Source organism: Streptomyces sp. URMC 129 (assembly GCF_051386415.1).
Taxonomy (GTDB): Bacteria; Actinomycetota; Actinomycetes; order Streptomycetales; family Streptomycetaceae; genus Streptomyces.
Map to the genome: position 1 here is coordinate 1 of NZ_JBPQTQ010000162.1, position 10,908 is coordinate 10,908.

Consider the following 10,908-nt stretch of genomic DNA (forward strand, 5'->3'; position numbering starts at 1 on the left):
CCATGAGATACAGCACGGGCGGCTGGGGTGGGCCGCGGTGCTCGGGGGGTTGGCCCTCGGGTGTGCCGTAGGGCTCATGGCCGTCTCGGGGTGGCTCATCTCGCGGGCCGCGCAGCAGCCGCCCGTGCTGTATCTCATGGTCGCCGTCACCGCGACCCGCGCGTTCGGGATCGGGCGGGCCGTCTTCCGGTACGCCGAACGGCTCGTCAGCCACGACGCCGTGCTGCGCGTGCTGGCCGACCTGCGCGTCGGCGTCTACCGGCGGCTGGAGCGCCTCGCTCCCGCCGGGCTCGGGCGGGCGCGGCGCGGCGATCTGCTCTCCCGTGTGGTCGCCGATGTGGACGCCCTCCAGGACTACTTCCTGCGCTGGCTCCTGCCCGCGGTCGCCGCCGCGGCCGTGGGCGTGGCGGCCGTCGCGTTCACCGCGTGGCTGCTGCCCGCCGCGGGCGCCGTGCTCGCCGCCGGGCTGCTCGCCGCCGGGGTCGCGGTCCCGGCCCTGGCGGGCGCCGTCGCGCGGCGCACCGAGCGGCGGCTCGCGCCCGCGCGCGGCGAACTGGCCACCCGCACGGTCGACCTGCTCACCGGCACCGCCGAACTCACCGTCGCCGGTGCCCTTCCCGCCCGCCAGGCCGCCGTCCGCGCGGCCGACGCCGACCTCACCGCGCTGGCCGCCCGTTCCGCCACCGTCACCGCGCTCGGCAGCGGCCTGATGGCACTGCTCACCGGCCTGACCGTCACCGCCGCCGCCTGGGCGGGCGTGCCCGCCGTGACCGGCGGACGGCTCGACGGCGTGTGGCTGGCCACGGTCGTCCTCGTTCCGCTCGCCGCGTTCGAGGCGGTCGCCGGGCTGCCGCTCGCCGTCCAGCACCGGCAGCGCGCGCGGCGCGCGGCCGAGCGCGTCCGGGACGTCACCGACGCCCCCGAGCCGGTCCGCGAGCCGGAGCACCCGGCCCCGGCACCGGTCACGCCGTTCCCCCTGACCGTGCGCGGCCTGACCGCCCGGCACCCCGGCGCGGAGCCGGGCGCCGCGCCCGCGCTGCGCGGCCTCGACCTCGACCTCACCCCCGGCCGCCGGGTCGCGGTCGTCGGCCCGTCCGGCGCGGGGAAGACCACCCTCGCCCACTGCCTGCTCCGCTTCCTCGACCCGGCCGCCGGGACCTACCGCCTCGGCGGCACCGACGCGACCGCGCTGGACGGCGACACCGTGCGCCGCCACGTCGGCCTCTGCGCGCAGGACGCGTACGTCTTCGACAGCACCCTCCGCGAGAACCTGCGCCTCGCCGCGCCCGGCGCCGACGACGACGCCCTGCGCGCCGCGCTCGCCGCCGCCCGGCTGCTCGACTGGGTGAACGGCCTGCCGCACGGACTCGACACGCCGGTCGGGGAGCACGGCGCCCGCCTCTCCGGCGGCCAGCGCCAGCGCCTCGCGCTGGCCCGCGCGCTGCTGGCCGACTTCCCCGTCCTGGTGCTGGACGAGCCCGCCGAACACCTCGACCTGCCGACCGCCGACGCGCTCACCGCCGACCTCCTCGCCGCCACCGAGGGTCGGACCACCGTGCTGATCACGCACCGGCTCACCGGCCTCGACGCCGTGGACGAGATCCTGGTCCTGGACGCGGGCCGCGTGGTGCAGCGCGGCCCCCACGCGGAGCTGGCCGCCGCCGACGGCCCGTTCCGCACCCTCCTGCGGCGGGAGCGGGAGCGGGAAAGGGAGCGGTACAGGGGCACAGCACCGACTTTCGCCCTGAATCCGGCGTGACTACGCTCGCTGTCATGCAGCAGATGCCACGGCTGCTCCGGGCGATGGAGGCCATCGGCGGCGACATCGCGCCGGAGGCCGTGCTGGAGCGGATCGTGCGGACCGCCGCCGAGCTGGCCGGAGCCGGCCACGCCGCCCTCGCCGTGCTCAACGAGGACGGCGACGGCATCGGCCGGTTCGTCACCCACGGGCGGCCCACCGCTCCCGGTGACCACGGGCCGCTGACCCGCATGCTCCTCGACGGCGTCAGGCCCGGCCCGCAGGGCGAGGCCCCCGGCACGCTGCTGGTGCCGATCCTGGTCCACGGCGTCCGCTTCGGCGCGCTGCGCCTGGCCGAGCCGACCGGCGCGGGCTTCACCGACGAGGACCGCCAGATGCTGCGCGTCCTCGCCACCGAGGCCGGTATCGCCATCGGCAACGCCCGCCTGCACGAGGCGGTCCGCCAGCAGGCCCGCTGGATGGACGGCAGCCTGGAGCTGTCGACCGCCCTGCTCTCCGCCGACGAGGACAACGCCCTCGCCGTCGTCGCCGAGCAGGCCCGGCGGCTCGCGGACGCCGCCACCAGCACCGTGCTCGAACCCGGCGCCGACGGCTGTCTGCACGTCGTCGCCGCCTCCGCGTCCCCCGCCGCCACCGAGGCGGCCCGCCTGCTGGGTGCCACCGTGCCCGCCGACAGCCCCGCCGCCCGCCAGGTCCTGGACGGCGAGCCGGTGTTCCTCGACGACCCGGCCGCCGATCCCCGGCTCGGCACCGGTCTCGCCCGCCACCAGGGCCCGAGCATGCTGCTGCCGCTGGCCGGCGACGGCACCCCGCTCGGCGCCCTGTCCCTCGCCCGCCCGCCCGGCGCCGCGCCGTACACCGTGCCCGAGCGGGCCCTGGCCACCCAGTTCGCCCAGCAGGCCGCGCTCGCCCTGGTCGTCGGCCGGGCCCGGCGCGACCGGGAGCAGCTCGCCGTTCTGGAGGACCGCGACCGCATCGCCCGCGACCTGCACGATCTCGTCATCCAGCGGCTCTTCGCGGTCGGCATGACACTGGAGAGCGCCCGCCGCGCCGGCCCCACGGACGAGGTGCGCGACCGCATCGACACCGCCACGCGCGAACTGGACGCGACCATCCAGGAGATCCGCACCGCCATCTTCGCCCTCCAGCAGGCGCCCGAGGACGCCCCCGCGTCGCTGCGCACCCGGGTCCTGCGGGAGACCGGCGCCGCCGCCCAGACGCTCGGCTTCACGCCGTCCGTGTCGTTCACCGGGCCCGTCGACGCGCTGGTGGGCGAGGCCGTCGCCCGCGACCTGGTCGCCGCGCTCCGCGAGGCCCTGTCGAACGCCGCCCGCCACGCCCGCGCCTCCCGCGTCGAGGTGGCGGTCGACGCGGCGGCCGGGGAGGCCGTGCGGCTGACCGTCACCGACGACGGCGTCGGCGTCCCCGCCGACCGGACCCGCCACAGCGGCCTGCGGAACCTCGCCCGCCGCGCCGAGGCCCTGGGCGGCTCCGCCGACGTCACCCCGGGCCCCGGCGGCACCGGCACCCGTGTGACCTGGCAGGTGCCCGGCTGACGGGATACGGTCCGGGCATGGCGGGACGCACAGTGGTCATCAGCGGCGGCGGCACCGGCATCGGCCTCGCCACGGCGCGGGCCTTCGCGCGGGACGGCGACACCCCCGTGCTCATCGGCCGCCGCGCCGACGTGCTGGAACGGGCCGCCGCGAGCCTGGCGAACGGCGACGGCGGCACCGGCGACGGCGCGGACGCCGTCGCCCTCCCGGCCGACCTCACCGACCCGGCCGAGGTCGCCCGAGTGGCCCGCTCCGTCGCGGAACGGTTCGGCACGGTCGACGTCCTGGTGCACGGCGCGGGCGGCAACGGCGGCCTCGAACCCGGCCCGGAGCACCCCGACGACCCCCTCGCCGCCGCCGCGCGCGCCTGGACGGTGACCTTCCGGATCAACACCCTCACCGCCGTCCTCCTCACCGAGGCCCTGCGCGACCGCCTCGCCTCCCCCGGCGGCCGGGTCCTGTTCATCAGCTCCATCGCCGCCTACCGGGGCTCGGGCTCCGGCGCCTACGCGGCGAGCAAGGCGGCCCTCCACCCCTACGCGTTCGGTCTCGCCCGCGCGCTGGGCCACCGGGGCGTCACCGTGAACGTGGTGGCCCCCGGCTACATCGAGGAGACCGAGTTCTTCGGCCCCGGCATCCCGCCCGAGCGCCGCGAGGCCCTCGTCGCGGAGACCCTGGACGCCCGGCCCGGCACCCCGGGCGACGTGGCCGAGACGCTGCGCTGGCTGGCGTCGCACGCCGCGAGCCACATCACGTCCCAGGTCGTCCAGGTCAACGGCGGCGCCGAACGCGGCCACTGAGCGGCTACACGGATGCCAGGGCGTCCCCGGCCGCCGGTCGCTCCGTCTGCTGGGCGGGAAGCGCCGAACGGTCCGCGACCGCGTCCCCGGCCGCGACCGGCTTCCGGCGGCGCGGGCCGGACGGGCGGGACAGCAGGGCCGCGCCGCCCACCACCAGGCCCGCGCAGACGCCGACCGCGATCGACAGCCACGGCACCGGCGCGACCGGGACGACCGGCCGCCGGGCCTCCGCGAACACGGCCAGCTCCGCGCCCGTGCCCTCCCGCGCGTCGTTGCCGTAGGCGACCAGCGCCCGCGCCACCGCGTTCGCCGCCCGCGCCGCGTCCTCCGGACGGGCCGCCGTGCCCGTGATCTCGATCATCGGCGCGTCCGGCGACGTCACGGCCCGCACCCGCTGCCGCAGCCCGGCGACCGGCACCCCCGCGTCCGCCGCCGCCGTGCCCAGCACCGCCTCGCCCGTCGCCACCCGCCCCATCGCCTGCGCCAGCCCCACCGCGCCCGCCGGGTCCGCGCCCGCCACCGGCGCCACCAGCACCTGGCCGCTCGCCGCGTACTGCCGCTCGGCCAGCAGCGCGTGGGCCGACCCGCCCACCGCGCCCAGCACCACGCACAGCGCCGGCGCCCACCACCGCGTCAGGCTCCCGACCCGCCGCACCGCCCGCGCCGCCCTCGTCCTCGCCCTGATCGCCCTCATCGGCACACCCCTTCGTAGACGCCCATCAGGCGGTCCGCCGCCCGGTCGATGTCGTACCGGCGCACGGCGTCCGGCACGGGCAGCCGCCGCACGCCGAGCGTCAGCTCCGCGCGCAGCGCCTCCGCCAGCTCCGCCGTCCCCGCCCCCACCCGCCGCGCGCCCGGCGCCTCGCGACGCGGCAGTTCGTCCACGGCCGGGCAGGCCACGTGCAGCACCGGCAGCCCGGCGGCCAGCGCCTCCAGCACCGCCAGCCCGAACGTCTCCTCCGCCGACGCCGAGACGAACAGGTCGAACGCCGACAGCAGCCCCGGCACGTCCGGGCAGCCGCCCGCCAGCACCAGCCGCCGGGTCAGCCCCAGCCGCCCGGCCAGCCCGCCGAGCGCGGCCCGCTCCGGGCCCTCCCCGGCCAGCACCAGCCACACGTCCTCCGGCAGCCGCGCCACGGCCCGCACCACCACGTCGAACCGCTTGTCCGGCACCAGCCGCCCCACCCCGCCCACCACCACGGCGTCCGGCGGCACGCCGTACCGGGCCCGCACCGCCGCCCGCGCCGCCGGGTCGTAGCGGAACCGGGCCGGCTCGATCCCGTTGGGCACCAGGTGGATCCGCCGGTCCGGCACGCCCCACGCGCGCAGCCGCCCGGCCACCGTCGCGGACACGGCCACGGTCGCCGCGCCGAGGCGCTCTGTCGCCAGGTACAGGGCCCGCGTCCCCGGGGTGAGCGGGCGCCCCTCGATGCGGCGCGCGCCGAGCGAGTGCTCGGTCGCCACCACGGCCCGCACCCCGGCCAGGCGGGCGGCGATCCGGCCGTAGACGCAGGCCCGGTACAGGTGGGTGTGGACGACGTCGTACCGCCCGTCGCGGATCAGCCGCGCCAGCCGGGGGACGGCGCCCACATCGCGGTTGCCCGTCATGCCGAGATGGGCGACCCGCACGCCGTCGGCGCGCAGTTCGCGGGCGACGGGGCCCGGGTTGGTGAGGGTGACCACGTCGCAGGCGACCGGCAGCCGCCGCAGCAGCGCCCGCAACTGCCGCTCGGCGCCGCCACGGGTGCAGGGTCCGCTTCAGACGCAGCCGCAGCGCGCCGTCCCGCTCGCCGACATGGACGCGCGGCAGCGCGTACTGCCCGGTCAGGCGGCCCGGGTCGACGGCGCAGGCATACGTGTAGCCCGCCGCCCGCACGGCGTCCATCGCCCGCTGGTCCACCGCGCCGTACGGGTAGCAGAAGCCGTGCACCGGACGGCCGGTGATCTCCGCGAGCAGCTCGCGGCTGTGCGCCACCTCCCGTTCCAGCGCGGCGGCGTCGAGGCCGGGCAGCGACCGGTGCAGCAGCCCGTGCGAGCCGATCTCCATCCCGGCCGCGGCGGCGGCCCGGATGCCGTCCGCGTTGAGCAGCCGCTTGCGCGGGCCGTCCGCGTCCCACACGTTGCTGCCGTGCAGCCGGCCCGGCAGGCAGAAGACGGTGGCCGTGCAGCCGTGCCCGCGCAGCAGCGGAACCGCCGTGTCGAGGAAGTCCCGGTAGCCGTCGTCGAAGGTCAGCCCGACCATCCGGCCCGCGCGCCCGGCGGCCCTGGCCCGCAGCAGCTCGCCCACGGAGACGCCGCGCAGCCGGTTGCGGCGCAGCCAGGCGAGCTGCCGGTGGAGCCGGTCGGGGGTGACGGTGATCCGGTAGGGGTCGGGGGTGGTGTAGGAGACGGAGTGGTACATCAGCAGCAACACCGGGCCGAGGCCGGGTCCGGTGGCGGAGTCAGCGGCAACGCGCATGGTCGAGCCTTTGGTTGAGGGCGGACAGGGCGGACACGAGCAGCGCCGCCTCCGGCACCCGCAGCGCGCACGCGGCGGCGGCGAAGACGGCGGGGACGAGCAGGCAGCCGAGGGCGACCGCGGGCAGGGGAGCGGAGCATCCGGGCAGCGCGCCCGCGGCCCAGCCCGCGGTGGTGGCGAGCGCGGCTGCCGCGGCGAGCCGGGCGAGGCGGCCCAGGACGCGGCGGGCGTCGACCGGGATGGCGGTCCTGGCCGGGAGGGCGCGCAGCAGGAGCAGGGCGGTGACGCTGATCCCGGCCGCGTTGGCGGCGGCGATCCCGCACGCGCCGAAGGGCCCGACGGCGGCCGTTCCGCCGACGACGGTGATGAGCAGGCCCAGCGCCATGGCGGGCAGCGGGAACCAGGCGGGCCGCGCGGTGGAGAAGAAGGGGCGGCTGAGCGCCCCGACCAGCATGTGCCCGAGCAGGCCCAGCGCGTACACCCGCATCACCGCGGCCGTCGCCGCCGTGGCCCCGGCGTCGAACGCGCCGCGCTGGAAGAGGAGCGCGGTGATCCCGGGCGCACAGGCGACGACGAACGCGCCGCCGAGCAGCACCACCACGCCCGCCAGCACGAGGTCGCGCTCGACGCGGGCGGCGGCCCGTTCCGTGTCGCCGTCGGCCACCGCGCGGGCGACCAGCGGCAGCGTCACGGTGCAGATCATCATCGACAGCACCATGGGCATCTGGGCGACCTTCTGCGCGTAGTTGAGGTGCGAGATGGCGCCCTCGGGCAGCCCGGAGGCGAGGAAGCGCTCGACCAGCACCTGCGCCTGGCGGGAGAGCGCGAAGAGCGCCACCGGCGCGACGACGGCCGGGGAGACGCCCGCGAGGAGCGAGACCCGGCGCCCGGCGGCGGCCCGCGCGCGCGGCGGCAGCCTGCGCAGGAAGAACGGGAGCTGGACGAGGACCATCAGCGCCCCGCCCAGCGCCACCCCGGCCGCCGCCGCCCGGACGCCGCACCAGGCGTGCAGCGCCAGCGCGGTGGCGACGATGCCCGCGTTGTACGCGACGTAGATGGCGGCGGGCGGCCCGAAGGCGCGGTGGGCGCGCAGGGCGGCGCTGAGGTACCCGGCGACGCCGAAGGTGAGCACGCTCAGGGCGGTCAGCCGGGTGCAGTCGACGGCGAGCGCCGGGTCCGGCAGCCCGGGGGCGAGAAGGCCCACCACCAGCGGCGCCCCGGCCGCCAGCGACGCGGCGGCCACCGCGAGGCCCAGCAGCAGCCGGGGGAACGTGGCCGCGCACAGCTCGCGCATCCCGCCCGCCCCGGCCCGCGCGAGCGCCAGGCTGAACGCGGGCACCAGCACCAGCGCCGTGCCCTCCTCGATGAGGAGCGTCGCGGCGAACTCGGGCACGGTCCACGCGACGAGGAACGCGTCGGTGGCGCGTCCGGCGCCGAACAGCGTGGCGATGATCTGGTCCCGCAGCAGCCCGACCACGGCCCCGGCGGCGGTGAGCGCGGCGGTGACGGTGGCGGCGCGGGCGACGAACCGGTCGGTCCCGGCGACGGCGGCGGCGCTCACCGCCGCGACCCCGCGCCCCCGGTACCGGCCGCGCCCCCGGCCGCCGGGGAGAACGCCCACCAGGCGGCCAGCCCCAGCGCCACGGCCGTCAGCACGGTGGCCGCCCCGCCGATGTCCGCGTACAGGAAGTTGACGGCCTGCCACACCAGCAGGCCCACCGCCAGCAGCCCGATGTCGGCCGGTCCCCCGGCCCGCGCGGCCCGCCGCAGCCGCACCAGGCAGCGCGCGGCCAGGACGGCCCAGCAGCCGATGACGGTGGTGGCGCCGATCAGGCCCTGCTCGCTGAGCAGCAGCAGGTACATGTTGTGCGGCGACTGGAGTTCCTGGCGCTGGTACCCGTGCCCGGCGCCGCCGGTGTCGCTGCCGCCGGACAGCGCCAGCGACGCGTGGCTGTCGCGGTGCTCCTCGAACCCCCTGGGCCCGGTGCCGGTCCAGGGCGCGTCGCCCCACATCGACAGGGCGGCGTCCCACATGGCGTAGCGGTCGATCACCGACTGATCGGGCGTTCCCGTCACGTCCCCGATGGAGCCGAGCCGTTCGCCGACCATCCCGCTGGGGGCCAGCGCGGCGCCGCCCGCGAGCAGCGCGCCGCCCAGCAGCAGGAGCGGCGGCAGGACGCGCCGGGCCGAGCGGAGCCCGGCGAGGAGCAGCACGGCCAGCACGGCGGCGGCGGTGGCGAGCCAGGCACCCCGGCTGAAGGAGAACGCCAGCGGCACCGCCAGCACGGCCGCCGTCCCCAGCGCGGCGGCGCGCCACCACCGCCGGCCGGGGCCGCCCGCGAGCCCGAGGCAGAGCGCGGCGATCAGCCCGTAGGAGACGACGGTGGCCATGCCCATGACGCTGAGCGGCCCGTACGTGCCGACCGCCCGCACGTTCTGCCCCATGTACGAGGCGCCCGTGCCCGTCACGTACTGCACGGTGCCGACCGCGCCCTGCGCCAGGGCCAGGACCACGACGGCGCCCGCCACGAGCCGCGCGTCGCGCCGGTCGCGCAGCAGCAGCACCACGGCCAGCGGCACCAGCACGAAGACCTGGAGGCAGCGGGCGAAGCCCGGCAGGCTCCGCAGCGGGTCCCCGGACGCCATGGTGACGACGGCGAACGCGACGGCGGGCGCGGTCAGCACCAGCGCGGCGGCCCGGCCCAGCGCCGGGCGGCGGGACCGCCGCCGCGGGCGCTCGCGCGCCAGCAGCGCCGCGCAGCAGCCGACCAGCGCCACCGAGGCGAGGTCGGCGACGGCGACCTGCCCGCCGGCCACCCGCCACCGGTCGCCGGGCAGCGCCAGCAGCAGCACGGTCGCGAGCACGGGCAGCAGATGCCCGCGCTCGCGCAGCAGCGCGGGCACGGCCGCGACGGCGGCGACGGCGCGAGCGGTGGGGGGAGCGGTGGGGGAAGTGGTGGCGGCCATCAGCTCCCTCCCGAGCGGAAGCAGGCGGCCGTGGTGCGCAGCATGATCCGCACGTCCTGCCACAGCGACCAGGTCTCGATGTAGAGGTTGTCGAAACGGGCCCGGTCCTCGATGGAGGTGTCCCCGCGCAGCCCGCTGATCTGGGCCAGGCCGGTGAGCCCGACCGGCATCCGGTGCCGGTCCGCGTAGCCGGGGTAGACCTGGCTGAACCGCTCGACGAAGTGCGGGCGTTCGGGGCGCGGGCCGACCAGGCTCATGTCGCCGCGCAGCACGTTCCACAGCTGGGGAAGCTCGTCCAGCGAGGTGCGCCGCAGCCACCGCCCCACGGGCGAGATGCGGTGGTCGCCCGCGACGCTCCAGCGGGTGGCGGCCTCCCGCTCGTCGCCGGGCCGCACCGTGCGGAACTTCAGCATGACGAACGGCCGGCCGTCCTTCCCGACCCGCTCCTGCCGGAACAGCACGCCCGGCCCGTCACCGAGCCGGACGGCCAGCGCGCAGGCGCCGAGCAGCGGAGCGGCGAGGACGAGCACGACCCCGGCCACCGCGACGTCCAGGGCCCGCTTGGCGTACCGGGCCGGGCGGGCGGCGGCCCGGCGCGGGCCGGGCGGCGGGTCGAGGCGGCGGCAGGCGAACCCCCACAGGTGGCCGGGGGCAGCGCGCCGGGCCGCCGCGAGGTCCCAGCCCCAGCCCCAGCCCTCGTCCCCGGCGGCGCCGGGCTCGGCGGCCACCAGCCACACGGTGCAGCCGCGCGTCCAGAACAGCCGCAGCAGCGCGGCCTCGGGCCGCCGGGCGAAGACGGCGTCGCGGACCGCGCCGCGCACGATGGCCTCGGTGACGTCCCGGTGGGTGGCCAGGACGGGCAGCGGCGCGCTGCCGGGCAGCCGCCGCGGCACCGGCCCGACCAGGCCGACCGGCCGCATCCCGTACTCGGGGTGCTCGGCGAGGACCTCCGCGACGCGCTGCCCGGCGGGCCCGGTGCCGACGACGAGCGCCGGGCGCGGGCTGCGGCGCGCGGCGCGGCGGCGGGCGTGGTGCGCGGCGCCCCGGGCGGCGGCGGCCAGCGACGCGTGGGCGGTGATCAGGGCGAGGAGTTCGGTCCAGGGGCGGGCCGGGGCGAGCAGCGCCCCGGCGGCGCACCAGGCGACGGCGGTGTGGCCGAGCAGCCGGGGCAGGTCGTCCAGGGCGGTGGTCAGGGGCGCCGGGCGGTACAGGCCGCCGGCGGCGTTGAGCGCGGCGAGCAGCACGGGCACCAGCGGCAGCGCCGCCACGAGGCCGCCGCCCGCCGCCGCCGCGCAGGCGGCAGCGGCGGCGAGGGCGTCGGCGGCCGGCAGCGCGGCGGCGCCGGGGCGGCGGGGGACGCGGCGCCGC

The 10,908-nt window shown here is 78.6% G+C and carries 8 protein-coding genes and 1 pseudogene; 3 read left to right on the forward strand and 6 right to left on the reverse strand.

What is annotated here, in order from left to right; all coding sequences use genetic code 11:
* From cydC to ACSNOC_RS25085, 3 genes are all read left to right on the forward strand, one after another.
* Positions 1-1,759, forward strand: a 1,759-nt coding sequence (cydC, locus tag ACSNOC_RS25075; protein ID WP_436749846.1) for a thiol reductant ABC exporter subunit CydC, incomplete at its 5' end; no start/stop codon positions are given.
* A gap of 14 nt (positions 1,760-1,773) precedes the next feature.
* Positions 1,774-3,315, forward strand: coding sequence for a GAF domain-containing sensor histidine kinase (locus ACSNOC_RS25080; protein ID WP_436749847.1), 1,542 nt, complete (start codon positions 1,774-1,776; stop codon positions 3,313-3,315).
* A 17-nt stretch (positions 3,316-3,332) separates the two neighbouring features.
* Complete coding sequence (locus ACSNOC_RS25085; RefSeq protein ID WP_436749848.1) at positions 3,333-4,115, forward strand: SDR family NAD(P)-dependent oxidoreductase; 783 nt, start codon at positions 3,333-3,335, stop codon at positions 4,113-4,115.
* A 4-nt stretch (positions 4,116-4,119) separates the two neighbouring features.
* On the opposite strand, the gene ACSNOC_RS25090 is transcribed toward ACSNOC_RS25085, so the two are convergent.
* The 6 genes and pseudogenes from ACSNOC_RS25090 to ACSNOC_RS25115 form a co-directional block, all read right to left on the reverse strand.
* A complete protein-coding gene (locus ACSNOC_RS25090) occupies positions 4,120-4,809 on the reverse strand; it encodes a lipopolysaccharide biosynthesis protein (protein ID WP_436749853.1) in 690 nt (229 codons plus the stop codon).
* Positions 4,806-5,837 (reverse strand): glycosyltransferase, encoded by a 1,032-nt coding sequence (locus tag ACSNOC_RS25095; RefSeq protein WP_436749849.1) that lies wholly within the window; start codon positions 5,835-5,837, stop codon positions 4,806-4,808. Before ACSNOC_RS25095 ends, ACSNOC_RS25090 begins: the two co-directional genes overlap by 4 nt.
* A gap of 142 nt (positions 5,838-5,979) precedes the next feature.
* Positions 5,980-6,573: pseudogene (locus ACSNOC_RS25100) on the reverse strand (polysaccharide deacetylase family protein); the annotation flags it as partial.
* Positions 6,557-8,134, reverse strand: a complete 1,578-nt coding sequence (locus ACSNOC_RS25105; RefSeq protein ID WP_436749850.1) for a lipid II flippase MurJ — start codon at positions 8,132-8,134, stop codon at positions 6,557-6,559. The gene ACSNOC_RS25105 and the pseudogene ACSNOC_RS25100, both read right to left, overlap by 17 nt.
* On the reverse strand, positions 8,131-9,540 hold the full coding sequence (locus ACSNOC_RS25110; protein WP_436749851.1) for an O-antigen ligase family protein: 1,410 nt from the start codon (positions 9,538-9,540) through the stop codon (positions 8,131-8,133). The genes ACSNOC_RS25105 and ACSNOC_RS25110 overlap by 4 nt, the downstream gene beginning before the upstream one ends.
* A partial coding sequence (locus ACSNOC_RS25115) for a sugar transferase (protein WP_436749852.1) occupies positions 9,540-10,908 on the reverse strand: 1,369 nt, incomplete at its 5' end. The genes ACSNOC_RS25115 and ACSNOC_RS25110, both read right to left, overlap by 1 nt.

Coding starts and splice junctions, on each gene's coding strand:
- ACSNOC_RS25080 (WP_436749847.1), top strand. CDS start 1,774: ATGCAGCAGATGCCACGGCTGCTCCGGGCGATGGAGGCCATCGGCGGC.
- ACSNOC_RS25085 (WP_436749848.1), top strand. CDS start 3,333: ATGGCGGGACGCACAGTGGTCATCAGCGGCGGCGGCACCGGCATCGGC.
- ACSNOC_RS25090 (WP_436749853.1), bottom strand. CDS start 4,809: ATGAGGGCGATCAGGGCGAGGACGAGGGCGGCGCGGGCGGTGCGGCGG.
- ACSNOC_RS25110 (WP_436749851.1), bottom strand. CDS start 9,540: ATGGCCGCCACCACTTCCCCCACCGCTCCCCCCACCGCTCGCGCCGTC.